General features: G+C 45.1%; 23 protein-coding genes. 11 read left to right on the top strand and 12 right to left on the bottom strand.

Annotated features, from left to right (window positions below):
* Positions 1-362: 362 nt before the first annotated feature.
* From AM1_RS29265 to AM1_RS29245, 6 genes are all read right to left on the bottom strand, one after another.
* On the bottom strand, positions 363-929 hold the full coding sequence (locus AM1_RS29265) for a PulJ/GspJ family protein (protein ID WP_012166613.1): 567 nt from the start codon (positions 927-929) through the stop codon (positions 363-365).
* A gap of 2 nt (positions 930-931) precedes the next feature.
* Entirely contained in the window at positions 932-2,398 is a 1,467-nt protein-coding gene (locus AM1_RS29260; RefSeq protein WP_012166612.1) for a DUF7305 domain-containing protein, read from the bottom strand.
* A gap of 637 nt (positions 2,399-3,035) precedes the next feature.
* Positions 3,036-3,251: a DUF2949 domain-containing protein gene (locus AM1_RS29255; protein ID WP_012166610.1), complete on the bottom strand. Its 216-nt coding sequence runs from the start codon at positions 3,249-3,251 to the stop codon at positions 3,036-3,038.
* An 82-nt stretch (positions 3,252-3,333) separates the two neighbouring features.
* Positions 3,334-3,489, bottom strand: a complete 156-nt coding sequence (locus AM1_RS43415) for a hypothetical protein (RefSeq protein WP_012166609.1) — start codon at positions 3,487-3,489, stop codon at positions 3,334-3,336.
* Positions 3,490-3,741 carry an ExbD/TolR family protein gene (locus tag AM1_RS43410; RefSeq protein WP_238549330.1) on the bottom strand — a complete coding sequence of 84 codons (252 nt, stop codon included), beginning with the start codon at positions 3,739-3,741 and terminating at the stop codon, positions 3,490-3,492.
* 142 nt (positions 3,742-3,883) lie between these two features.
* Positions 3,884-4,096: a DUF2811 domain-containing protein gene (locus AM1_RS29245; RefSeq protein ID WP_012166607.1), complete on the bottom strand. Its 213-nt coding sequence runs from the start codon at positions 4,094-4,096 to the stop codon at positions 3,884-3,886.
* Positions 4,097-4,682: 586 nt separating this feature from the next.
* Between AM1_RS29245 and AM1_RS29240 the strand changes: the two genes are divergently transcribed.
* Positions 4,683-4,970: an RNA recognition motif domain-containing protein gene (locus tag AM1_RS29240; protein ID WP_012166606.1), complete on the top strand. Its 288-nt coding sequence runs from the start codon at positions 4,683-4,685 to the stop codon at positions 4,968-4,970.
* Positions 4,971-5,044: 74 nt separating this feature from the next.
* On the opposite strand, the gene AM1_RS29235 is transcribed toward AM1_RS29240, so the two are convergent.
* The 3 genes from AM1_RS29235 to AM1_RS29225 all read right to left on the bottom strand — a co-directional run bounded on the left by AM1_RS29235 (position 5,045) and on the right by AM1_RS29225 (position 8,493).
* Entirely contained in the window at positions 5,045-7,348 is a 2,304-nt protein-coding gene (locus AM1_RS29235) for an RNB domain-containing ribonuclease (protein ID WP_012166605.1), read from the bottom strand.
* 81 nt (positions 7,349-7,429) lie between these two features.
* Positions 7,430-8,206 carry a GNAT family N-acetyltransferase gene (locus AM1_RS29230; RefSeq protein ID WP_012166604.1) on the bottom strand — a complete coding sequence of 259 codons (777 nt, stop codon included), beginning with the start codon at positions 8,204-8,206 and terminating at the stop codon, positions 7,430-7,432.
* On the bottom strand, positions 8,203-8,493 hold the full coding sequence (locus AM1_RS29225; RefSeq protein WP_390610072.1) for a hypothetical protein: 291 nt from the start codon (positions 8,491-8,493) through the stop codon (positions 8,203-8,205). Before AM1_RS29225 ends, AM1_RS29230 begins: the two co-directional genes overlap by 4 nt.
* Before the next feature lie 29 nt (positions 8,494-8,522).
* Between AM1_RS29225 and recA the strand changes: the two genes are divergently transcribed.
* From recA to AM1_RS29190, 7 genes are all read left to right on the top strand, one after another.
* The gene (recA, locus tag AM1_RS29220) at positions 8,523-9,596 is read left to right on the top strand and encodes a recombinase RecA (protein ID WP_012166602.1); all 1,074 of its coding nucleotides are present in this window, start codon (positions 8,523-8,525) and stop codon (positions 9,594-9,596) included.
* 92 nt (positions 9,597-9,688) lie between these two features.
* The gene (recD2, locus tag AM1_RS29215) at positions 9,689-11,950 is read left to right on the top strand and encodes an SF1B family DNA helicase RecD2 (RefSeq protein ID WP_012166601.1); all 2,262 of its coding nucleotides are present in this window, start codon (positions 9,689-9,691) and stop codon (positions 11,948-11,950) included.
* Positions 11,951-12,170: 220 nt separating this feature from the next.
* Positions 12,171-14,081 carry a transglycosylase domain-containing protein gene (locus AM1_RS29210; protein ID WP_012166600.1) on the top strand — a complete coding sequence of 637 codons (1,911 nt, stop codon included), beginning with the start codon at positions 12,171-12,173 and terminating at the stop codon, positions 14,079-14,081.
* A gap of 140 nt (positions 14,082-14,221) precedes the next feature.
* The gene (locus AM1_RS29205) at positions 14,222-14,977 is read left to right on the top strand and encodes a hypothetical protein (RefSeq protein WP_012166599.1); all 756 of its coding nucleotides are present in this window, start codon (positions 14,222-14,224) and stop codon (positions 14,975-14,977) included.
* A 498-nt stretch (positions 14,978-15,475) separates the two neighbouring features.
* Positions 15,476-15,715: a hypothetical protein gene (locus AM1_RS29200; protein WP_012166597.1), complete on the top strand. Its 240-nt coding sequence runs from the start codon at positions 15,476-15,478 to the stop codon at positions 15,713-15,715.
* 655 nt (positions 15,716-16,370) lie between these two features.
* A complete protein-coding gene (gene aac(3), locus AM1_RS29195) occupies positions 16,371-17,183 on the top strand; it encodes an aminoglycoside 3-N-acetyltransferase (RefSeq protein ID WP_012166594.1) in 813 nt (270 codons plus the stop codon).
* Between the two features lie 251 nt (positions 17,184-17,434).
* On the top strand, positions 17,435-17,764 hold the full coding sequence (locus AM1_RS29190) for a CpXC domain-containing protein (protein ID WP_238549329.1): 330 nt from the start codon (positions 17,435-17,437) through the stop codon (positions 17,762-17,764).
* A gap of 450 nt (positions 17,765-18,214) precedes the next feature.
* Here the strand turns inward: AM1_RS29190 and AM1_RS29180 are convergent, their stop codons facing one another.
* Positions 18,215-19,090 (bottom strand): hypothetical protein, encoded by an 876-nt coding sequence (locus AM1_RS29180; protein WP_238549328.1) that lies wholly within the window; start codon positions 19,088-19,090, stop codon positions 18,215-18,217.
* A 418-nt stretch (positions 19,091-19,508) separates the two neighbouring features.
* Between AM1_RS29180 and AM1_RS29175 the strand changes: the two genes are divergently transcribed.
* The gene (locus AM1_RS29175) at positions 19,509-20,966 is read left to right on the top strand and encodes a polysaccharide biosynthesis/export family protein (RefSeq protein ID WP_012166590.1); all 1,458 of its coding nucleotides are present in this window, start codon (positions 19,509-19,511) and stop codon (positions 20,964-20,966) included.
* 178 nt (positions 20,967-21,144) lie between these two features.
* Here AM1_RS29175 and AM1_RS29170 read toward each other — a convergent pair whose 3' ends face one another.
* A complete protein-coding gene (locus tag AM1_RS29170; protein WP_012166589.1) occupies positions 21,145-22,617 on the bottom strand; it encodes a S1C family serine protease in 1,473 nt (490 codons plus the stop codon).
* 338 nt (positions 22,618-22,955) lie between these two features.
* Here AM1_RS29170 and AM1_RS29165 point away from each other — a divergent pair, with 338 nt between their 5' ends.
* Positions 22,956-23,666 (top strand): hypothetical protein, encoded by a 711-nt coding sequence (locus AM1_RS29165; protein ID WP_012166587.1) that lies wholly within the window; start codon positions 22,956-22,958, stop codon positions 23,664-23,666.
* A gap of 181 nt (positions 23,667-23,847) precedes the next feature.
* Here the strand turns inward: AM1_RS29165 and AM1_RS29160 are convergent, their stop codons facing one another.
* Entirely contained in the window at positions 23,848-24,912 is a 1,065-nt protein-coding gene (locus AM1_RS29160) for an IS4-like element ISAcma47 family transposase (protein WP_012166586.1), read from the bottom strand.
* Positions 24,913-25,338: 426 nt separating this feature from the next.
* Between AM1_RS29160 and AM1_RS29155 the strand changes: the two genes are divergently transcribed.
* Positions 25,339-25,953, top strand: a complete 615-nt coding sequence (locus tag AM1_RS29155; RefSeq protein ID WP_010479879.1) for a hypothetical protein — start codon at positions 25,339-25,341, stop codon at positions 25,951-25,953.
* Positions 25,954-26,023: the final 70 nt, after the last annotated feature.

Genomic DNA, 26,023 nt, shown 5'->3' with positions numbered 1-26,023 from the left:
ATTGGAGGTTCTTCTCTAGCGAGAGAATGAGCTAGAACCAGGAATTACAAATCTTTAATGGGTATAAAAAATTTCACTGGGTGGTTAATTCAAATCAACAATATTGACCAAACCAATTAGTTTATTTGAACGCTCTCCCCTAATTCTGGCTTTGCCTATAAGTCTTTGGCGACAGGAATAGTACTGAATTTCCACCAAAAGAGGAAAATAGATATCCGATAAATATGCATACTTACACTGAAGTCGTTGTTGACCAAGAGACCCTAAATTCATGGAATAATCGCAGGCTGTTGTCGATATATCTGGAATTAGACATCAAGCTTTGGTGAAGGGACAGCAATTCAGAAAACATCACCTGGGAGTTAGGGACATTTGAATACGGCATGGGGAATGACCTCAGTATCTACCGTGGCAATCGGTTTACTATCCCCTTGTTCCGTCACTTGATAGGTGACATTTAACAACCGATAGGGGTCAGAAGAACTTGCATAGTTAGCAGTACGAGTGAGGGTATAGTATTTCCCACCCAGTGTTCTAGGGCCAATGGTTGTGGAAGCTCCCCCTAATCCCGTAGCTGAGTCATTGAGAAATCCGGATGCAAACCCATCACTACTGAGGGTGGCTAGACACCGAGAGGAGTAGGGTTGCGTCGTAATCTCATATTGTGCCGCTTGATTGACAACGGTTTCTAAATCTTCCTGAATCCAACTCACGGCCTCGTCGTATTGTGTAGCAACCACCCGAAAGGCTGCTGAAGTTACCATGGCCTGCATGGTCATGGAGACAAACACAGCAGCAACAATCATCGCCACCAACACCTCGATTAAGGTAAACCCTCCACTCTTCGCAGAGAGTGATTTTAAAGAATCAACCCCTGAAGATGCTTTCGGTCGCTTCAAGTACAACCACAACCACCGATTGAGATGCATGACTAAAACCTCACCCGTTGCCAACTTTTGACATAGCCAAATTTATTCGTCGGAGTGATACCAATACCACTCACGACATCAGCCAGACTGGACACATCGTTGGGCACCCGAATGCCGGATGTACTGCCATTCGTCGTGATGATGTCATCATCCTCAGCAGGCACGATTCGGGTATGGGGATTTATGTTGATGGAACTGATGACATCTTCGACCCATGCCACCCCATCAAAGTTAGTATTGCCACTGCTGGGACAGCCATCGCCTGAACCTTGTAGCTGGAGGTCGTTAATCTTGTTATAGACAAAAGCGGTGTCAATGCAGGATTGATCGTACAGTTCGATGGGAGGTGTTCCATCGTCTGCATCATGAACAATAATCCTCAAATCACCCACTCGTGGAGATTCGCCATCCGTGCGGATATTTCTCAGTTGAGCATTGCCTCGTAATTCAAAGGAGTCAGTGACATACAGGTAGACAGGACCATCTGTCGTGTCCACGGTAACGACATCGGTACCATCCAGTTCCAGTTCTTCGATATGGTAGGGGCTGTTGGCTGCAGTAAGAGTGGTGCTACTCTTAACTTCACCTAAACTCGTCACCGTTGTGGGTAAATCCACCGACAGTGTTTGGGTAATCTGGCATCCCACAATGTTGCCAGCAATCAAATCATTACCTGGACCATCTTGCGCTGTTGAGTAAACCGCATTGAGATAGCTCGCACGGTCGCTATCACTCGGTGCTGACTTATCCGTTAAGCTGGTGTCCGCGGACCAGGCGGGATCGTAGTAAAGATTGGCATGTTGACCAATAAGAGTACGTCCTCGAATAACGGCTCCCTGCATGGCCAGAACCCCTGGGAAATTCTCAATCTCTGACTGGATGACCAAGGTAGAGAGAATATGGGATATTCTCTCTCCATGTTGACCCTCAACGAGGAGTGTCCCGGTTTGATCCGTGGGATTATATCGATAGGCTTTGAGCTGAAATTGGCCCCCTGAGCTCATCGCTCCTGAAAAAGTGACATTTGGGGTTATTGTCTTTGCAGTTGCATCACAGGGCGTTGAGCTGCTGCCCGTATACCCTGTCCATTCATCCACTGTGGCAGGCTCTTCGTCCCCAGAATTGAGAATGCCATCAGGCCCTAGATAGGTGGTTCCAGTCTTGGGATTGATGGTGTCATAGTTTCGAGTCAATAAGATCCGGTTATCCGTTTGAGTGAGTTGGGCCAGGGTGCGAGCCATTCCTCCTTCTGATACGGCTAAACTTGCACCAGATTCTTTACGATTCCAAGCAGTGATCCGATCACTCTGCGCCATAATCATGGAGGACATCCCCAGCAAGATCATAACGAAGCCTAACCCCATGGCGAGAGGGAGTGCGAACCCCTTCTCCTGATGCGATGAGCAATTTCTTATTTTGACAAGAGTGTGTAACTGCTGGGCCAGCAGCTGAGCGAATGGATTACTCATGATGTATTCTCCTGATTAGTTGACCCAGCTCGACCAAGCTGTATGTGTTTGGGTAAAGACCGTTCTTTTCAAAAATGGTCAGGTGTTTCACTAACCCTCTCAAGTGGGAATTATTGATAATGAGACACTTGGACATTCCGCCAACTGAAGATATTGGGAAAAACAGGGGTACCCTACTGCACACCCTTGATCGTGGCTTTTATCCCATCTCCCTGACGACAGGGAAATTACTCAATATAATTTCCAAACAAAATATAAATTTGCCGAAACGTCCGTGGTTTTGAGGAGAAATAATTTGCCGAATCAGACAAACTTTTCTGATGTTCAGCTTTGAGCTGGTGGGGCTTACCTTGCGATGCCTCAGATTATGAGGCGAATTTTGTTGGAAGTCTAAAAATACTAAAGTTTTTGCCGTGATATACTAAAAATTTATGGGAATATCAGTTCTGAATACCTGATCTAAGGAATATTCTCGCAGCTTCAGGTATTGACTGATCAATGATTGGCAAGAGAGTTGAAAATTGCTGTGAAATATTTACGCTTTCTCTCAACATCAGTGAGAGTAGCAAGGAAAATTTCACCAGAAGTAGCATCGCCAACAGTCTAACGGTGCCCCTCCAAGGCATCAGTCAGAGTATCATTCCTTGCTTGTAGTCTCCCCTCTTTCAGTCATCAACCACTCAATAGCTTTGCCAAGCTGTTCGATGTTGATCAAGCCATACTGCCATAGGAGGATATGAAGCGACCCCTGTAAAGGCTGTTGAAGACGCAAAGCAAGATCAATCGCTTTTTCAGAAACCCCTAAATCGGTTTGAAGGTAATGAATCAATTGTTGCTGGGATGGGGAGCTCATCGATATATGGGAACATCTGGAAATAGGGTTATTTGATGTTTCCATAATCTATAAAAAGCGTAGCTAGGTGCCCTGAGTAATATCACCGAACTAGGACCTGAGACACTTGCATGGCTAATTTCGCGCCTTCAATTACGCGAATGCGATCCATCACCGTCACGACGCGGCCATGCCTTACTTGGTCATCTGCATGAATCACCACCACAACCTTGTCAGCTGAATCAGTTAGCTCCTTCACTTATGCTTCAAGAGAATTGAGCTGAATGGGTTCTCGATTGAGGGCTGAATCCCCCTGCACATCAATCGTGACCGTTACCTTGGGCAATAGCTGAGGTTTTACTGTCTTTGCCCGGGGTAAATTGACGGGGAAGGCATCACTGCGGTTGAGGAATAAAGTGGCAATGATAAAAAAGGACAAAATTGTAACTATCCGGTATAAAACCTGTTCTTCCAAGACATAGTTTCCATTTTTTAGTGAAGAATTAGTCACCACTAATTGTGATTCGATTCAAGCTGCTATGGCCTTTAGCAATCAAGTGAAGGTTTTTCGCAAATGAAACTGGCTATTGCGATCGTTATTTATTGGCTTTGAAGTCGAACGGACAGATTGAAAGAGGGCTGGAGATTGGTCATTAGCAGGCAGTGGGTAGTTCTCTTCTAAAGAGACTATCTAAATACACACGAGTTGTACGGCGATCTGTTGTGCCATTCTGCATCAAGAATAACGACAGCGCCGCTGAAAGAACCCGACTCTGATCCCAATCAGGATGGGTGTCTAAATAACCTCGCAAGGCATCATGTAGCTCTTCAGGGATATCGGCCAATATGCTAATCGTAGTGGACATGAAGTGGTTACTCTTCTCAAATAGTAGGGTTATCAACGATGGTTTTTATTTCAAAAACTAAGCACAACAAATGTTGCCCTCATGAGCTAACCAAGCTGGTGGTAAAACTCCTCCGCCCTTCAGCTTGTTAAGTTGAGTGCAAGCCTTATCGCTGGGAGTTATATCTTGCTACCAACCTACGAGAATGTCAATCTATTTTTGAAATACATTTAATGGCCTCAAAGCCATATCTATCATAGAATAAGCTGACTTCAGTTTCTAGAATATTCCACAGAAATAGCTGAACATCAAGCCCTACAGTATTGACCTGTGGAAATCATCCCATCAGATGTGGATAACATGGGAAATATTGTGGGAAATGTGGGGAAAATCTGGGGATAAAATTTTAATCTTTACTAACCTAAATATCTGTAAAGTTTATTAGTTCACCTAAACGGAAAATTGGGGATCAGTTAGTATTGCAATTGAGATGCAAGTATCGGTTTTACGTTTGTTTTCAGAATTGTTTGGTATCCGCCAGTTTAATTCCCAAGACCGCGCACCGAAATCTATATCTCCTCACCTTATTGATTTTGGATATTTGTTTATGTCGATTTACGTTGGTAACCTTTCTTACGACGTTACCCAAGATGAAATTCAGGCCGTGTTTGCTGAATATGGGGCCGTCTCTAACGTTCATGTTCCCAAAGACCGCGAGACTGGCAGAATGCGAGGATTTGCCTTTGTTGAATTGGGCAACGATGCCGAAGAATCCAAGGCTATTGAAGAACTCGAAGGGGCTGAATGGATGGGGCGAACACTCAAAGTGAACAAGGCTAGACCCCGTGAGAACAATAGAGGTAATAACAACTTTAGTGGTCGAAACCGTTTTTAACGCAATCTGAAATTCGATGATGGGCTCTCCCAGTCTCAGGAAGAATGGACTGGGAGAGAGTTTTCTCTATGCGGTTAAGTTGCTCTCTCCAGCCACTCTTGCAATTGCTGTTGACCTCGTTCTCTCAATTGCTCCAGTATCTCTCTAGCGGCGATACTCTTCGCCAATTTCTTCTTCTTTGCTACCCCACTCCCTTCAAGCTGCTGACCTAAAACCGATAACTCACACTCGCAGATAAACCATTCATCGGAGCTGTCCATTGTGTACACAGGGGTCTCCCATCTTAAGGTTTGACAAACATCAACCAGCATCCCGACAAAGTTCTGCCCCTCCTTAAGGGGCTTCACCAATGCCGTATGCATTGATTTGGATAAGGGTGCTGTTACTCGTTTTATGTCTTCATTACCAGACTTGAACTGCGGCTCAGGTAGTACTGGCTGTGCTCGTTGCTCTGGTGAGACTAAGCTAGTCTGGAGATAAGCTTCTATCCATATCAAACAAGCGTGATGACGAGCGGGTTGTTTGCGGGAATGGGTAGCGGGATGAATCGTCGTTAAAGTGTCTCCAGAAATTTTCACCTCTAGCCAAACATGGAATGGTGGTTTATTCTCCGCTTCTAGATATTTAAATGCTTCCCAGTTCCCTTCTCGATTGGAGGCAATGGTGATCACACTCGCCGCATCATGGATATGGCTAGACAGATACTGAATCACTTGCTGATGTAGCTCAAGTTCTTTGGACTGAAAGAGCAATAGGTAGAGATCCTGTACGGCTAGTTGCTCAGCGTATAACCGGGTCAATAGTTCACTGCGAAGGTGATCAACCCCCTGAGACTCAACCGCATATTTCAGGAGTCGTGTGAATTCTTTCCCAGAGAGATTTGCTAAGTCTTCGGGGGTCTGAAGTTGCTCCTGGTAGACCTTTTGATGGGCTGCTTTAAAAAACTCCGAGGCCTGCTCTTTATGCTCATCCTTGACCTGGGCAATATGCTGTCCCAATTTCACCAGTTCAGACTGGGTATAGGGTAGGCCTTGATGTTTGAGGCGGGCTTTGACAATCCGATGGTTGATCAGGTCAGCGACTCTGCGAATCGGACTGGTGAAGTGGCAATAGGCGGGAAGGTTCAGGGCAAAGTGCCCTATTAAGACGGGGCTATACACGGCCCGGTTCATCCAACTGTGCAACCGCTGACGAATGGCTGCATTTGACCCTAACGTCAACAACGTTTGATACATCGTTTCCCGATCTGGGGCAATGGCTCTGGCGGTATGATTCCGATACAGCGCTGGGATATCCTGATCGGCTAGCCATTGAGCGACGGCGAGGTTCGCCAGGATCATAAATTCTTGAATGAGGATATGGCTTGGATGAAGTTTACCTTGGATAAGGCTGCCTTCTTCTGTGAGCCACTGGCCTTGAGCCGTCTGGGTCGCCCCAATCGAACCTGATGTCAGCCGATTTCGGTACAGATGTGAGGCCCATTGGTGAGCCATTTCCAGAGTGTTATGAAAAGGAGTAGATGATTTAGGCTGGGAGGCTTCGGCGTAGGTAAAGCGTTTTTGACTCACCAACCAGGATTCAAAGATTTTGACGTCAACCATCTGGGCGTTCGGGTTGAGGGTAACCTGTACGGTAACGGTAGGTCGGGCTTCACCTTCCAGCAGGCTCAGCTTATTTTCAGACAGGGGTCTTGGCAGCATGGGTGCATTCCCATTGCTGAAATAGCGTGTGACTGTGCGAGAGAGTGCAACCTTATCCAATATTGAGCCCATCTCCACGAGTTCAGAGACATCAGCAATATGAACGGAGAGGACTGCCCCTGACTCAGTCGCTTCAATCCAGATGGCATCGTCCAAGTCCCGCGAAGTAGGACCATCGATGGTGATGCCTTGGACTTGAGGACGTTGCCAGAGTTCATCAGGGAGGACCAGCCGCTTGGCTACTTTAATGACATCAGGGGAGAAACGGGACTTACTCTTAGGGGATGTTTCTGACTTTGATTCAAGGCTTTTCTGAGTTGCAATATTTTCGTTCTGCGTCAGTACATCATCCGCTAACAATGTTTTCTCATGGGCGGGTAGTGTGGGTCGTTCTTTCTGAGGTTCCGCTTTAGGTTTTGTTTCTACTGTATTCAGTGAAGGAGGCTTCAGCGTTATTGGTTGTTGTTGTACTGCCTTCCGCTTGGTCTGCTTATTTGAATTCTTTAGTGTTGCCTTCCGTTGGTCAATCTTGGATACCTTAGTCTGAGCCTGTCCTAAACTAAGCTGGGCTTCAAGTTTAACAATCGTACTCTTGAGGATTTTGGCAGCAGTAGGGTTGGTGCAGTCTTGGAGCTGCGCTCGGAGCTGAATCAGCTTCTCAGAAGTAGCAGTAGGCATAGGTAGCTAACTGGGACAAACTTTTGGTCATTCTAATGCAGAGCGGTGGGCTTTGTCCGTTGATGATGAGAAGTCAATCTGTTAGGACAGTTCACGGGGGTAAGTTGATTCAAAGGCAACTTCTTGACGATCCACTTCAGCCTGCCAGTATTCGACTTCAGATGCCAAACGGGCCAGGTCTATCTTCGAGAGTTGACCGAGTTTTTCCTGCCGCCATAATTCATGCTGGGCATGCCGGTAAAACAGACGAGCGACAAATAAGTCGAGCTGATCCTGGAATCCAAATTGATGGTGCCAGTTTCTACTCGCTTCATTCGCTAGGAAATATCGACTCTCTAGCTGGGTAAAAGAGGTGTTAACGAGTTGGTTGAGTATTGTCGCCATTAGGTTGGTTGCGACACCACGGCGTTGCCATGATGGGGAGATGCCTAACAAACGAAGATAGGGGTGCCGTTCAGGCTGCTCAATTACTAGAGCTGTTCCTATGAGTTCCCCCTCTGTTGAAGTGGCAACGCATGACACTTTTGAGGGTTCACCTTTGACCGCGCCAAAATAGTTATCAATACAGCTTTGGGCTGATTCTTGAATATTCTGCTCTTCATAATTGCAATATTCAACAGAGTCGTGAAAAACCTCAAAGAACAGATGCTTGAGTTCAGTTGCATCCGTTGGCACAACAGGTCGGATCTTGATGGACTGAAGGGTATCGTTTCGGGGGGCAACCTCGATGACGGTCAGAACAGATTGCTGTCTGGGCGTGAGGTAAGCCATCCCATTGAAATATTCATGCTTCCAGCCCAACCGCCAAGGCATGAGTTCATACTCTTCCCAAGACATAACGATGGGTTCACTTTTCACTCCACCTCCAAGGAATGCTCAACCAAGAATCGACCCGCAGACAAAGCCACAAAACTACTCTCATAGAACTCACCGTCAGTATGGACCTGCCTTTCTGGGGTAATCACCCAACACTGGTATCCCCACTCCAAGGAACATGAGACGCCAACGAGCCAGCCATCTGGGAATCCTACCAAATCAGTCAGTGTCTCTATCGCCATGACAACCACGCGGTGAGGCGGCAAATCGTGAATAAAAGTATCATGTTGACACCATTTTAGTACAAGATTACTATATTGGTCTAGCATCCCCATCTTGATCCTTTGGAGATCCCCTTATGAGTGCCAAAACGGAAATGACCGAGAAGCAAAAAGCCCTCGATTTGGTGATGAAAAACGTGGAAAAGACCTTTGGCAAAGGGGCGATTATGCGGCTGGGAGATGCCGCTCGGATGCAGATTGAAACCATCTCTACAGGTGCTTTACCCCTGGATCTAGCCTTGGGCGGAGGGCTCCCCAAAGGTCGGGTCATTGAAGTGTATGGCCCTGAAAGTTCCGGGAAAACGACGGTGGCCCTCCATGCGATCGCTGAAATCCAAAAATCTGGGGGAGTGGCAGCGTTTGTGGACGCGGAACATGCCTTAGATCCGGTTTATGCCGCGGCTTTGGGAGTGGATGTCTCTGAGTTGCTCGTGTGCCAACCGGATTCTGGGGAAATGGCCCTGGAAGTGGTGGATCAGCTGGTCCGCTCCAGTGCCGTTGATTTAGTGGTCGTCGATTCCGTCGCTGCTCTCACTCCAAGGGCTGAGATTGAAGGGGATATGGGCGACTCCCATATGGGTTTGCAAGCCAGATTAATGAGCCAAGCCCTGCGCAAGATCACCAGCAACATTTGCAAGTCAGGTAGCACCGTCATTTTCCTCAACCAACTCCGTCAAAAGATTGGGGTTACTTATGGCAGTCCCGAAGTCACCACTGGAGGGAACGCCCTCAAGTTCTATGCGTCCGTTCGCTTGGATATTCGTCGTGTTCAGACCTTGAAGAAAGGCACGGAGATGTATGGTATCCGGGCAAAAGTGAAGGTCGCCAAGAACAAGGTCGCACCTCCATTTAAGCTAGCGGAGTTTGACATTCTATTTGGGCAGGGAATATCCACCATCGGTTGCTTAGTAGACATGGCTGCGGAAGCAGAGGTGATCGTCCGCAAAGGGGCTTGGTATAGCTATGAGGGTGACAATATTGGTCAGGGTCGAGAGAATACCATTCAGTACTTTGCCGATCATCCAGAGTTTGCACAAGCAGTTGAGCAACAGGTCCGCCAGAGGTTGGCGTTGGGAGCTGATTGTGCAGCCCATGCTGACACAAATGGTGAAGAAGATGAATCACCTCTAGCTGAAGTTGAAGCGGCTTGATTTCGGCGGTCTTAAACAAAACGTTTCCCCTTCATTTCAATGGAGTTCATTTCTTCAGAGAAGATCAGCATCTAACATTGAGGTAACCACCCATGTCCAATGGTTCTGCCACGATGAGTTCACCCCCCATTGAGCAACTACAAGGGGTCGTAGAACGCTTGACCTTTCATTCTGAAGAATCTGGGTATACGGTTGCCAGATTGAAAGCTCCCAGAACCCGTGAATTGATTACCATCGTGGGTAGCTTCGCCAATATCCAAGCGGGCCAAACCCTTCAACTCCAGGGAATATGGCGAGACCATCCCAAATATGGTCCTCAATTTCAGGTCAAGCAATACAAAGAAACCAAACCCGCCACTCTTACTGGAATTGAGAAGTACCTCGGCAGTGGCTTGATCAAAGGGGTCGGCCCCGTCACTGCTAAACGCATCGTCGCTCACTTTGGTCTGGATACCCTGGACATCATTGAGCATCACATTGACCGTCTGAGTGAAGTACCGGGCATTGCGAAGAAGCGAGTCAAGATGATTCAGACGGCTTGGGATAGCCAGAAAGCTATCAAAGAGGTGATGGTATTTCTCCAAGGGCATGGCGTCTCAACAACTTATGCCGTCAAAATCTTCAAGCAATATGGAGATGAGGCGATTGAAACCGTCACCCATAACCCCTATCGACTAGCGACGGATGTTTACGGCATTGGCTTTATCACAGCAGATCAGATAGCCCGCAGCTTAGGTATCTCACCCCACTCTGAATACCGGTATCGCAGTGGTCTTTTACATGTTCTCAGCGAATCATCAGAAGAAGGGCATTGCTATCTTCCTCAACCACAACTGATTGACCGCGCTGTAAAGCAGCTGACCCTCCCTGAGTATCACCCTAAGCCAGACCAGGTGGAATATCTGATCCATGCCATGATCTCAGATGCTGAGCTGATCGTTGAACAGATAGAGCGAGAAACTTCGACGGAGCTGCTTTGTTATGCACCGCCGTTCTTCCGGGCTGAATTTCACCTATCCCGGCGACTCCTCCACCTCTTGGCTCACCCAATCAAGGTGGATAAGAACCGCGTTCGCAGCTGGCTAGAGCGCTTTATGGCCCAAACGGATGTTAATCTCTCTCAACAACAGCAGCAGGCGGTGGAGTTGGCTGCTAGTGAGCGTGTCGTGATTCTCACTGGCGGACCGGGAACGGGCAAGACCTTCACGACTCGGACCATCGTGGCGCTGTGGAAGGCGATGGGAAAAGAAATCGTTTTAGCATCTCCCACAGGCCGAGCCGCTCAGCGACTGAGTGAAGTCACGGGTCATGAAGCTAAAACCATCCATCGCCTTTTGGAGTTTGACCCCAAAACGATGAAGTTTCAAAGGGATTCAGAGCGAACCCTAGTAGCTGATGCTGTGGTCATTGATGAAGCGTCTATGCTGGATTTGTTTTTAGCAAACTCTTTGATCAAGGCCATTGGCCCAGAGACTCAACTCTTGCTCGTGGGGGATACGGACCAACTTCCCAGTGTGGGCCCCGGAAATGTTTTGCTGGATCTGATCACCGCTAAACAGATTCCCGTCATGGAACTGACGGAGATCTTCCGCCAAGCCCAAGCCAGTCACATTATCCGCAATGCCCATCGTATTAACCAAGGCCAGTTCCCCCAGTTAGAATCCGTCAGTCCATCTCCAATGTCCGATTGCCTTTGGTTAGGAGCACCGGAACCGGAGCAAGGAGTTCAAGCCATTCAAGAGTTAATCAACGACCTTATCCCTCAACTTGGGTATGTGCCGGCACGGGATGTGCAAGTCCTCTGTCCCATGACCCGTGGGGAAGTGGGGACTCGCAAGCTCAACCAAGTCTTACAAGCGTTGATCAATCCTCCTCATCCCGACAAGGCTGAACTCACGCGAGGGGGACTCACACTCCGGGTGGGGGATCGAGTGCTGCAACAGGTTAATGACTACAACCGCGAGGTCTTCAATGGCGATATGGGAGTCATTGAGGCCATCAATCTAGAAGAAATTGCCGTGACGGTTCAGTATGCGGAGCGGTCAGTCTCCTACGATTTGGCTGATTTAAATGAAATTGGGTTAGCCTGGGCCGTCACCATTCATAAGAGCCAGGGGTCAGAATATCCCGTCGTCATCTTGCCCATGTACATGCAGCATTACATAATGCTCAGCCGAAACCTGCTTTATACGGGACTTACGAGGGCAAAAAAGCTAGCGATGCTCGTTGGTCCTAAGAACGCAATTAGCATGGCCGTCAGGCAGATCAAAGATAGGCAACGATACACCTTGCTTGAGCGACGTTTGGGAGGTGTTCCCAAGGCCAACGAATCACTAGCTTCCGCAATTCTTTAACGGGTCGTTAACATAGTCATCGATACTCTGGGTTGTTTAACTAACTCATGAAATCCCCATATTGTTGAGTTACTTTGCAGAGATGATGGTTCTTTAAGAACGAGCGTAAAACTTTTGTTGAATATGGGCAGACTTTAGGTATAGCAAGCTTCTCAGTCATTTTTTATCAGTAACCTCACACTCTAAATTTAGTGTGTTAAGGTTGCCCATTAATACACCCATGTCATCTAGTGCCACTTCTCCTCAGGACTTCTCCTCTAGATCAACCTCCACCCTCTTTTTAAGGGGGATAGGCGATGCTACCTTGACCACCATATTGACCCTGACCCTCCTAGGAAGTGCTGGCTTAGCAGGAGGACTGATGGGGGTAGCGATTAGTTATCGTGATCTGCCTGATGTGACTTCATTAGCTAGCTTTTCACCCAACGAAACAACCTATATCTATGACATCAACGGCAAGTTACTCACGGGCTTGCATGAGGAAGAGAATCGCCAGGTCGTCCCTCTAGCTAAAATCTCGCCCCACCTAAAACTATCTGTACTCGCCATTGAAGATAGCAACTTTTATCAGCATGACGGCATTAATCCGGTCGGTATTCTACGGGCAGCCATCACCAATTACCAGGCAGGCCAAACGGTGCAAGGGGCTTCAACCCTGAGTATGCAGCTGGCTAAAAACCTCTATCTGACCCCAGAAAGAGCTTTTAGCCGCAAACTCGCAGAAGCAGTGCTAGCCCTGAGAATTGAACAATTACTCAGTAAAGATGAAATCCTACAGTTGTACCTCAACCAGGTGTATTGGGGCCATAACACCTATGGGGTAGAAACGGCTGCCCGGAGCTATTTCAATAAGTCTGCTGAAGATCTGACCTTAGCTGAATCCGCCATGATGGCTGGGATTATCAAAGCACCAGAAGGGTATAGTCCATTTGTGGATTTAGACCTGGCCAAAGAACAACAGAACATCGTTCTCGGACGTTTGGAGGAGCTGAAATGGATTACACCCGCTGAAGCTGAAGCGGCTCGGGCTGAGAAAATCACTCTAGGAGAAATTACCTCCTATCAACGGAGCCAAGCTCCTGATGTTACCAATACCGTCATTCAAGAATTAACGGAAAGATTTGGTCGAGAGGCATTGGTTAGAGGGGGATTCCGAGTTCAAACGACCCTCGACTGGAAAATGCAGAAAATCGCTGAGGAGACCGTTCGCAGGAATCATCAACACTATGCCTATGCCGCAGACCAAATGGCATTAGTCGCGGTTGATCCAAGAACGCACTTCATCAAGGCTATTGTCGGTGGAGTGGACAATAAAAAGAGTGAATTTAATCGAGCGACTCAAGCGTATCGACAACCTGGCTCGGCCTTTAAACCCTTGGTGTATTACACAGCCTTTGCAACAGGGAAGTACACCCCAGACTCTATGGTTAAAGACTCTCCCGTGAGCTTCAATGATGGTGGGCTCCAGCGATATAAGCCTCAAAACTACGACCGCAGCTTTCAGGGCTCGATGTCCATTCGTCAAGCGCTCGCGCAATCGCGCAATGTGCCTGCCATTGTCATGGGGCAAAAAGTAGGCATCAAGAATGTGATAGATGTCAGTCGCAAATTAGGGATTACCAGCCCGATCCCCAATGTGATTTCACTTCCCTTAGGGGCAGTAGACTTAACACCCGTAGAGATGGCTTCAGCCTATGCCACCTTTGCCAATAATGGCTGGCAGTCCAAAACAACAGCCATTTTGCAAGTCACAGATCCTACGGGTAAAGTGTTGATTAACAATACCCCGCAACCCAAGTTGGTGCTCAATCCTTGGGCTGCTGCTGCCGTGAACAGTACGTTGCAAACCGTCGTGCAATCAGGGACGGGGGTAGCAGCCCAGATTGGTCGCCCCGCAGCTGGAAAGACGGGTACCACTTCCTCCGAGCGGGATGTTTGGTTTGTGGGCTATGTGCCTCAACTTTCAGTGGCCGTGTGGGCTGGCAATGACAATTACGCCCGGATTGGGTCTGGGGCAACGGGTGGAGGATGGATGGCTCCTGTGTGGCGAGAGTTTATGAGTGAGGCGTTAAAAGATACACCTGTTCAGTATTTTGAGCCACCTTCCAAGTTCCCCAAACCCAAGGGTTAAGTACTACGGGAAAAATTTCTAAACGCCCCAGAAATCCCAAATTAGCCCATTAATGATTAGATACAAAGGAAGTTAATTCTGGGAATGCTATAAGTTAGCTTTCTTACCTTTGCTAAAACTACACTAATCTACGACAAACTATGGCTGCTGACAACAAATATTCCACAGTACTCCTTGAGCTAAAGACTCACTACCAGGAGACACTCGCTGAACTTGAAGCTCAAACGATTCAACTCAAGACTAAAATCACCTCTCTAGATACGTTGATTGAAGATCCATTGTTAGGCTCTGATATCCTTTCAATCCTTCAAGGTGAAGCAGCCTCAATAGAATCAGAAGCACCAGGCTCAACAGTTGCCAACACAGTAGAACCTAAAGCCAAGGCTAAGAAAACTACTCAAAAAGCTGCTTCAAACAAAAAGCCTAAAACTCAAAAAAAATCAGCTTCAACTGCTAAGACAAGCGGAACAGTAGAAACTAAAGCTGAAGCTACTCCAAAGACAGCTACCTCAAAAGCTTCACCCTCCACCTCAATGAAGAAGCCTTCCACTGCCAAGAAAGCAGCATCTCAAAGACAGGCCAAAAAGAAAAAGCAAGCCAAAGCAACTAAAGCTTCATCCAGCAGTCGGCCAATGCAATGGCCCTACACTGAAATGTTTAAGACTGATGCCATCGCACAAATCATGCAAGAAAAGGCAGGCACTTCGGTTCACGTTGATGACTTAGTTTTGCAGCTTTATGGAGAACTGAGTGGAGACGACCTCAAGACTGAGCGAGATCGAGTGTACAAAACCATGCAGAGTGGCGTCTATAAAAACCGTTGGCGCAAAGATCCGAAAGAATCCATGAGTTATTTCACTGAGGAAAAGTCACAGGCTAAACCTGAGGCATCCTAAACGGCTAAAACCCAGAAATCTCCTAAGAAGTCCTGATGGGAGATTGCTGATATAGCAGGGTTCAGCCAAGACTCCTCACACAAATCAAGCGGATGCCATCATTCTTGTAATCAAGACTATCCGAAGGGAATTACTCCTGAGTGCCACTCCTAAAAGCTGCAAGATCAACGAGATAAACTCTGAACGGGCAATAGATTTAGGCACATTGACCCTAGTATTTACGGTATTATTTCTTCTGGCGGTATATTATCGATTATCGCGTGACTAATTCTTCGATGCCTTACAGCGTTGCGTATGGGAATGATTGCAGACAAGCCATCCATTCGTAATTAATTCTAATCGTCGCAGCAACAAGCAGCGCACTCAGGTCGGCAGACTAACTCCACAGACGATTAAAGTTAATTTGTGCGATCCCATGTCCTTAGCAATCAGTTGTCGGGGAACTATTTAGCTATCAAAAGACTCAACCTCACCAACGCAGACAATCGGAGGTTCCAAATGGCTGACACCATGCACGGACATAATGAATTAGGGAAACATATTCGGAGTCTAAAGAATCTAGCAACACAGACCCATGCTGCTGCTAAACAAGCTGAACAGGACTCTCGGGCTATTGGACAGGCTAGTCTCGCTCGTAAACTATTGGATATCCAGCGGCAAATATGTGTTGTTCAACTAACACTCAAAGATTCAGAAATTCAGAAATGGACCGGAACGCAAATGCAAATACCCTTCTAAATCAACATGGATAGTTGACTACCTTCAACCAGACCATCCCCGATCCCATCTTGCAATTGCGTCATCAAGTCTTAAGGACAGAGTTATCTATCTCGGAGGTGGTTTTTCCAAAGACCAAGACACCCAGAATGGCTGTGAGCATCACTGTGATGATTGGCTCAAAGCAAATCTGTGAGAGCCTTGGGCTGTCCAACCTTGAGCTTAACTAGCCTGATCGAGTACATACCGATGCCCTAGCGGAATCTTCTCAATCGCTACCGTCAGCCGAAGTTACGAAAGCGATGCCAGGGGTTCACGGGGGAGCCTGTGGAATCAGTCGTAGGGGAAGTCAGTAAAGAATCCGTTCTAGAGAGCTAGAGGGTGGCCTTGGGTGGTTGTGGGATTGCCTTGGGCACGGGCTTAGGATTGAGGCTGATGTTTGGGGGAGTCATGGGTGGAGTCCTCTACACACAGCCAGTTTATCGACTAGGCTCACCGATTGGAGAGGGATTGTTGTAAAAGCTTACGGGTGAGATCGCATCTTGATCAGCTTGGGTGTAGTTAGCGCCATTCCCGCTAAGATCTAGCTCTGTCTCAGGTCAAGGCTGAAGGACAAGAGCGAGTTGCAGTAGATATTCCTTTTGATTTATCTTAAGCTTCAAACAACAACTTCATCATGAGCCACATGAAGAAGAAACAGCTCATTACTAAGAGCCAGTTGATTCAAGATCTCAGGAAATTAGGAGTCTGCAAGAAGCAGACGATCATGCTTCATTCCTCTGTTCGGAATATTGGATGGGTTGTGGGTGGACCAGATGTTGTGCTGGCAGCTATTCTGTCACTCCTAACAGACGCTGGCACTTTAATGATGATGGCAAGCTGGGAAGATAATCCCTACGATTTGTCCCGATGGCCCAAACACAGGCAAGAAGCCTATCTGTGCGAATGCCCAGCCTATGATCCGTCTCAGTCTCGGGCCGATTGGAGAGAAATGGGAATTCTCACCGAATATCTCCGAACTTGGCCAGGTGCGCATAGGAGCCGTCATCCGTTCTCATACGTCGCGGTGGGTGAACTTGCCCAATGGATCACAGCCGAACAGCCTTGGCAATATCGGGATGGTCCGGGTTCACCGCTAGCAAAACTCTGTGAGGTGAGTGGCTCTGTGCTTCTGCTGGGTTCACCTATTGGTGACGTCACCCTGCTCCACCATGCTGAGCATTTGGCTGATGTGCCTAATAAGTGGATTGATCGCTACCGAATGCCCATACTCCAGAATGGTCAACGGGTGTGGATGGACTTTGAAGAATTTGATACGACTAATGGGATTGTGGACTGGCCAGACAACTACTTCGAGACTATCGTCAAAGATTATTTGGCAACCCACCCTGCTCAGACAGGAAAGGTCGGCGGGGCAAGATCGTACCTATTGGATGCTCAGTCTCTAACCCAATTTGGGGTTCAGTGGATGGAGGAGAACTTCAATTAAGCCCCTCAACATTTTGTTCACAGTACTGATTGAAATGTTGAAGAATGATTTTAGGATAATGCTTAAATCCTATATCGTTGACCTATCGTCAGCTTGCTCATTCTAGGATTCAGATGATGTCTGAAATAGATCAAGAGGATACCCAGAACAATTCTCCAAAGAAGAGATCCTTGGAGCACTCATATTCTAAATTCACAGATGTAGAGTGTCCTCACTGTCACCAAAGTGTAAGAGTTAATGTTTGGTGGATTGTGGACCAATCTACTCAGCCGGACTTGATCCAGAAGATAGTGGAGGGGAGCTTTAAGACACATCCTTGCCCCAAATGCACTCAACTGATACCTGAGGTCGATCAACCTCTATTGATTTATCGACCTAGACAACAACAACCCCTCTTGTTCGCTCCAGCATTGAAAACCACCCTAGCAGAAGATCAGACTCATACCCTGCAACACCTCGTTCAACATTTGCTAGAGACTCTAGATAGCAGTGATGATGACTGGATTATGGAAGGTTTAAAACGAATTCGTTGGAATCAACTACTGATGATATATAGCGAGGCTGAGCTATCATTCGAGTAATGACTGTCTTCCTTAGCGGTCGAAGATGCCAAAACTTACTATCAGCATGTCATATTCTTGATGTTGCAAACGACAAAGCAACTGCCAGTTCAGTTTTGAAAAGTTATTAATCTCTCTTAAGAAATTAGTTTTTCCTCTATGCTTTACTTACTGCTAATTCTTGGTTGAGGTAATGAACATGAGCACAGAACTACAACCAATGTGGGGTTTCACTCATTTCGCTGAGACTTTAAATGGTCGCCTCGCCATGCTTGGGTTTCTATTAGGTTGGGTGACTGAAATCATATCGGGTGAAGGAATGCTTAGCCAGATCTTATCCATATTTAGCTATTAAATATCCTTCATTTTACTTGTCTACTATTTATTGGAAACAGTTTCTAGAAAATAGCGTAAACACCTTTACATCTAAGGACTTGCCCTGATTAGGTTATACTCATTGCCCATCACTTTCTAGATCTCTTGAAGCAGCCCAACCATTGAGAGCACCAAAGCGATAACACTACCTAAACCAGCAATCAACAAATTGGTCATACATGACTGGCTAGCAGACCCTAAGGCAGTATTTAAGTCTGGGCTACTAAGTCGCTCATAATTACCTACCGCTACAGACATCTCTGGTAAAGAAGAGATTAAGCTACCAATAAAGTAATGGATTGTGGGGAACAAGCTAAATTCTACAAAATGGTTCTGAAATAGTTCGGTCCAAACTGCAAATAAGTCATTCAAGATATAACAAGATAAACACAACATAATTACGCCAAGAAAAAAGCGAGACCAGCTTGCCTCAAAGTTGGTATCATCGATATCTTCAAATAGCTCTGGCCGACGTTTTTTTAGTTTTGACTCAAATATCAAAAAAACAATAACACCGCATAAACTAACTATTATGGAAATTACCAAACTCATTATGTCTAATACGGCATTCCCTTCTGAATGCTGAATAAATTGAAAGTCTCCCATTAAAATTAAGTAGGCAAAACTAGCAAAAAAGAACATTAATAGTGCCATAAATACATGCCAGAGAATCAATTGCTTTTCTAGCTTTGCTAATATCATCAAGTTGTTGATATGATTTGGATTTTTAATCAAAATCCATTTGCAAATTAAAACTATAGGTGAAACAATAAAGATTAAGTAAACGTTGGATAAATTTGATCCAAGAGGTGTTGCAATTCCTCCTAGTCGACCTAGCCCAAATAATGACACAAGCATGATCCCTAACTCTGGGAGATTAGTTGTTGAATTAATAACGAGGGTTCGTTGAGAGTTGCCCCATATTAAACCTACCAAGCCAGCAGCCGAGCTTGTTGCCAAATCAGTTGACATCGGAATAGCTCGAAAACTAACTAAACCAACGAGTATGAGAGTGACTCCAATAAATGGTAGTTCACCGAAATAGTTATAGAATTCTAGAAGAATATTCTGTAAACCTGGCATTAGAGTAATTTTATATTTTCACTAGATTCATACATTAACTAATTGACAAACAGTACTCAAATTATCCTTAATAATAGAAGCATCGACTAATTAAGAGAAAGAAAACTGAAATTTTTGATATAGCAATAATGCTTTAGTCGATGTTGATGGTCAATTTCAATCGCTCTTGATAATCTTAAAACACCTCACTCATTTTAAGAATGGTATGGTTGAGTTTAAATCCTAATCAAAACGTCATATTCATGTATAAGCAATAGTTTTATACTTAATATTATTTCCAAGTGGATCTACTGCTGGGGTGTCTACGATGATTCGCTCTCTCCAGACCATTGCATTCATTACGATCCTTTCTACGATGTCTCCAAGCCTTGCAATGGCTGAGATTTCACCGAAAGAAAAGTTAAACTCTTCGATCAGATCTAACTCTATCGCTCAAAATCCTAATACCCAAGCTGGTGATACTTTAATCAATCAACAGGCCTATATCTTGGGACCTGGAGATGAAATACAGCTCACTATGTTTGGACAACCCAATCTATTCACCACTAATTACCGGGTATTAGTCGATGGTACGGTGAGCCTTCCTCTAATTGGTCGTGTGTTAGTCAAAGGTCGCTCAATCGGTATAGCTGAACGAGAGATAGCTAAACGATATATCCGATTCTATAGGCGTCCTTTTATTACCATAGTTTTGGTGGATGCCCGAGTGGTCACGTTAGCTATTTCTGGAGAAGTTCGGCACCCTGGTACATATCCCGTTGAATCTCCTACCCAAATTCCTACCGTCACCCAACTGATCCAGCTTGCTGGTGGTGCATCCCAGTCCGCTGATATCAGCCAAATTAAGGTTCGTCGTCCACAGGAGAATGGGAAAGAACAATTCATCAGTGTTAATTTATTACAACTGCTTCAAGAAGGAGATTTAAGTCAAAATCTGCAACTGCGTGATAAAGATACGGTAATAATTCCGACCACTACAACCGTTGATTTCTCCAACGCATTACTCATACGTAATGCCAGTTTTTCTTCAGATCGGTCTGAACCCATCAACATCGCTATTATTGGAGAGGTTTACCGACCTGGTCCTCATACCATCCGTCCAGGTAGTGCAGATGTCCAAGAAGCAGGCACATTGGGTAATGCTAAAGCCGCTTCCACTGAACTTCCCACTGTCACTCAAGCCATACAAACAGCTGGAGGGATTAAACCTGAAGCGGATATTCGCCAAGTGAAAGTTATCCGGCGCCCTCACAATGGCAATCCTCAAGAGATAATCGTTAATTTGTGGGAACTACTCAAGGCAGGAGACTTATCACAGGATATCGCCTTGCAGGCTGGGGATACCATCGTTGTTCCCAAAGCGGTTGGTTTATCTGCTGCCGAATTGACTGAGTTATCCACAATAAGCTTTGCCCCCGCCACTATTGACGTCAATGTCGTTGGTGAGGTCAAACGGCCCGGAATAATCAAGATTCAACCCAATACCCCTCTTAATACTGCCATGTTAGCTGCAGGGGGGTTTGATGATCGCAGAGCGAATAAAAGCAAAGTAAAACTCATTCGCTTAAATCCAGATGGAACCGTGACTCAAAGAGAAATTAAGATTGACTTAGAACAGCCACTGAACGAGGAGAACAATCCTGCCCTTCGGAACAATGATGTGGTGGTAGTTGGTCGGTCTGGCCTGACAAAGGTTGGTGATAATCTTCGAAATATTCTTGCGCCAATAACAAGTAGTTTTGGTATATTCAGAATCTTATTCTGATTTTATAGGAATTTATCTATTTTTTTGAATCTAAACTACTAATGAATCTTAATGGAACTCCTAGTTCACCAATTCAATCAAGTACTATCCAAGTACTTGATTGAGGACACGTTCTAACCCTCGATAATATTGTAAAAAATTAGTTCTAAATAAGGGAATACTCCTTATACAATCCCTACTAACTATTCGGCTCTCCAACAGCTGAAAGGATTTTTAAATCTTCAGAATAAGCTGCTCCAATTCGATAATTTTTCAGGATTTCATCAAGGCTTTCTTCAGCCTCCTTTTTGTCTATAACAATTTGAAAATTACGTGCACCTTTAAAGGCAACAAAAGGAGAATTTGAAGTTGTAACGAGTTGACAAAATTCGCTAAAATCTTTAAATTTTTTTCCATTAACTTCCTTAACAATCCAACCCGCAATACCATGGTAGCCTCGATTCACCTCAGAGCCAAGAACTCGGGTTGCAACAACGATCTCTATTTTCTCTCTAGAGGGCCAATTTGACAGCTCTATCAAAAGCTCTTTGGGTGCTGTTTTTGACCAGTTAATTCCCCATGATTTAATGAGATTTTTAGTTAATGGAGAAAACACAATTCCACCAAATATAAAATATCTTGGTAGCTCATTGTATTGCTCAAGTGGTACTAGTCGGAAATCTTTTTTTTGTTTATTTAGAGTGAGCATTACTGTCTTCAGCTTGGAATTTCGAAAAAATTCAATACTGACTGTCTCACCCACTTGATGAATATCTATATAGTAATTAAAATTTGTTCGATCTCCTTGTCGAAATACGACTGTGCCATCATCAGCAATAGCATGTCCATCAATCGCGTGTATGACATCTCCGGCACGAATGAATCCTTCAGCAGGGGATTCTGAAAGAATATGTCTAACTAGTATCCCAGTTAAGTTCTCGGATATTCCATAGCTACGTTTCATGCCAGGGTTTTCCATCTTTTGATAAACGAGTCCTAAGCCTGGGAAACCGTTGAAGGTCTTGTCCTCAAGGTCTTGAAGAAAATGTCTTATGACGGGTACAGGTACCATATATCCAATATTGTCAGCACTCTTCCTTGCTTGCATCGCTACACCAACAATTTGGCCATTGCCATCCAGAACAGGTCCTCCACTATTGCCTGAGTTAATTGCAGCATCAATTTGCGCGGCTAGAAAGTACTCGCTGCTATGAGTATAAAACTGATGTTCTATACGTGAAACAATGCCTCTTGTAGTGCTCAAAGCGTTTCCACCTGTGGGAAAACCATAGACAGCAACCTCTTGCCGAATCTCAGGCAGATCAGCAAATTCTAAGGGTGTTACACCTGAAAAAAAAGCATTATTCTTAACCGATAAGATTGCTAGATCAACTTCATGAGCAACACTGACAACTTGAGCCCTATAACGCTTGGCTTGACCGTGACGTCGAACTTCAACAAAGGTTTGATCGGCAACAACATGGGCATTTGTCAGAATTTTGTTGTCTGCGATGATAAAACCAGAACCAGTACTGCGTTTAATGACTGTTTCCCAAGGCTTCTGGTAGTCTGGCTTATTGCGAACTGAATAAACCTTAACGATAGCTCCTCTAATCCGCTGCTCATTATATGGCTCAGTGTTTCCAGCCTTAAAAATAAAGCAGGATACCATCAAATTGATGATGAGTAGACTGAGAACGACCTTCTTAAAATGCCTAGATATCGGATTGTGCATTCAGAAACAAGAGCATACGCTGCTATTAATTTGAACTTACCATAGGCAAGGAAGCCGGTGATAGACTCGGCGTTTCACCTCCCAAGCAATCAGTAACACACCCTTTGAATTAAAGAAATTTCTTAAAGCTAATATCAAACTTAGCTTAAAAGATTTAACCTACTTATAAAGTGTTTTTATTGACTTGAGCAATTTCAATTTTTCAGAGGTTGATATTTCGTAACGCAGTTCCGATCTCTCACTCATTTAGACAACAGAGACGACTATTTTTTCCAATGAATAAAACTACCAAAATTACCAATCTAATAATTTTTAGTTTGATTATAGGAATAATACCTGGAATTATTGACTTATACATACTGAAGTGTTTTACTCCGCAATCTGCTGTAGCAATCCCCAATACAGCAGGTAGTCTTCGTCCGCCAAAGTTAGTCGCATCAGATTTACCTCCAGGATTTCGAGAAGTCCCCACCCCAATCAGTTCACTTATCCGTGGTGCCATATCTTCAACCATTAGTGACCACTTTGGTAGTAACGAAATCCAGATCAGAGATTTAGTCACTTACATGAATCTGAATCAATGGACCCTCATCATTGGGTTTGTTACCCCGCTAAATAATGAGAATGCTGTTCAGATGTTTGATCTAGGGTTAGAGCAGCCGAGTGCTTTAGAAAAGTTTGTGACAGGTATTAAAAAGAGTAATTATTATTTGGGTTCAGTAAATATTGTTGAGCAAAGAGTTGCCCCTTCCTTATCGCAAAAGATTGGTCAAGTTTCCACTGGTATGGCAGTGATTGCAAAAGCGAGAAATGTCTCCTTGTTTTCTGAAATGGTTGCTTTTCGAAGAAATAATTTAGGTGCAATGCTAATTGTTGGACGCCTAAATGACAACATCCCTTCGATGACCACATCTAAACTTGCACAGAAATTCGACAGTCAACTATTAAATTTCCAGTCATATTCACACCCATCGAACCAACAGTAATGGGTAACCTTAGCCGCTAGGGCTGAAACTACCCATCATCAGTAGATCGAAAACGTCTTTAGAAACCTAGTCAATAGTAAATTTGGCGCAATGGTCTAATTCTGTTGTGCTACATGAAAGATATACGTATTCTCTAGCTCTAAAACTGCCTCAAAGCGTCACCCTAAAACAACCAGGAAGCCTAAGTACAGGACAAAAGTTGTAAAGCTTTCAGAAACTCACGTTCATTATCGGGAGAAGGATTGAGAATCATCTGCCGTAAATGGTCAAATCCTAAACGGAATAGACTCTTTGCTCGACGTCCATGGGTTTTGAGTGCAATGGGTTTGAGTTGATGTAAAAACAGCCCCGTCTTCATCGCCCAACACAATGCCAAAGTCAATAGAGCAAATAGCTTTCGTAAGCGTTCAACCTCAGTAAAGTGGGTCGATTCAAGACAAAAGCCTCGCGTTTTGAAAATACCAAATAGAGTTTCAATTCCCCATCGCAAGGCATAATCCTCAATAAGCTGGTCATCTTGTGTCGGACCAATCACAACCAGCAGCGCACCATCTTCCAATCGCAGTCCTTCCACTGCAACCGGCTGCCCCCATACACGACATTCACCTTTGAGTCGCTGGCGCTGACCCACTTGAAGATGAGCAAAAACCACCTTGGTTTGAAGGGCCTTGCCCTGGCGCTCAATTTTATCCGTCGCTCGAATTCTGAGCCGAAATGGCAAGAGTGGCGCTAAGCGTAAATAGCGAACCCAAAGCTGGCCAATGAATTCTCGGTCCCCACACAAACATCGGATTTGAGGATCAGGGCAGATATGCAGGAGTGCGTCAATAAACTGCATCCGTTCATCACTACTGGAGTTGCCTTTCTTCTGAAGCATCCACCACAACAGAGGAAAAGCAACTCCCTCATGGACAACACCAATGCTGAGGATGTTGAAGCAGTGAGTACCCAACTCCCAGGTGGTGCGGTCAATACTCAAAACCCATGGCTGTGGAATTTGCATCCAGTCGATGACAAGCTTGGCGATGGTTTCATACTCAATGTCAAACCCTCGAAAAAAACGTTGCAAACGTTTGTACTTGGAGTCGGATTGAGCGCTCCCGTCAAATCCCAGTGCTAATTCGCTCAGGTTAACGGTTTTTACCTTGAACAAGGCCAACAAGAATAAGGTCAGAAATGATAAACGGGCACCATGCCAGTTCAGGTGGGGTTGGAGTGCACGTTTGAGTTCGCTATATTGTGTCATGGGGTTTCTAGGGATTGTGGTAATCCTATTGAAACCCCACCTCTATAAATCTTTCAAGCTTTTTGTCCTGTACTGAGCCAGGAAGCACATACAAATCATCTAAAGTAGCGTACCAGTATCAAACTAACTGTAGATAAACTAGCTTAAGCAAAATTCTCACATTATTCACCTTTACCTCGTAGGCTCTGAGAAATAACCCATATCACCAAAACACTACCCAGTAGTTTCGGCTAGAGATATCCGTATACTCGAACCTTCGCCATCTGAAAAATAGAGGAACTTAACGGCCTATGGCAATAACCTTAGTTTCTTAAAAGCAATGTAGGGTAGAGGTTCTCTTAGGGTGTGGAGTAACTGTTTTCTCCTAAATAGGGGTTCCATTTGTCTGCATATTTTTATTTTTGGGTTTTCAATCTATGTGAGACCATGAATAATTTCTTGTCTGGTATCGCTTTAGTATTTTCTACACTCGCTTTACTCATGAGTGGGGCCGTTCTCTATCTAGATTTGACGACACGTGGGGTTCTTTACCCACAAGCAAACCTATCGGAAGATCCTACTCATGACAAAGATAAAAATCCTAGTCCTTTAGGAGGGATTTCCTCTGAACCTACAGCAGTGCCTGATTCAAATACTGTAATTGAAGCGCCTCAAAGCGTCTCAGAGAGCAAAGCAGACGAATTTATCCAACCAGCATTCAATAGTAAAGCTACCGTCGAATTAATATCTGTTAAGCGTATTAAGCACCCTGAGAAAGGCACCCGCAATATTGTAAATGTCCGTCTCCGGTTCCGTCGCCTTGCAGAGAATGCGACCAAGAATGAAACATTTGATCTTAGTGATACTCAAGCTCGACATTCAGAAACCAACGAAGTGTATAAACAAATCATCAACTCAACTGGCCTCATTACACTCCAGACCCTTCCCCTTAACGCATCAGCAGAGGGCTATTTTTGGCTTGAAATACCCGAAAGAACCACCACCATTGATATTGTCATACCAAAGACAGAAATGTTTCGCAATGTTCCAATCACAGGGTAGTCCAATAGAGTGTTGCTCAACTCTCTATGAACTCAGGTTATTTAATGAACAGCGAGACATTCCTGATGAA

Origin of the sequence: Acaryochloris marina MBIC11017, assembly GCF_000018105.1 — a bacterium.
GTDB lineage: Bacteria > Cyanobacteriota > Cyanobacteriia > Thermosynechococcales > Thermosynechococcaceae > Acaryochloris > Acaryochloris marina.
Note: the sequence above shows the minus strand (reverse complement) of the source record. Positions and strands in the feature narration are given on the sequence as shown.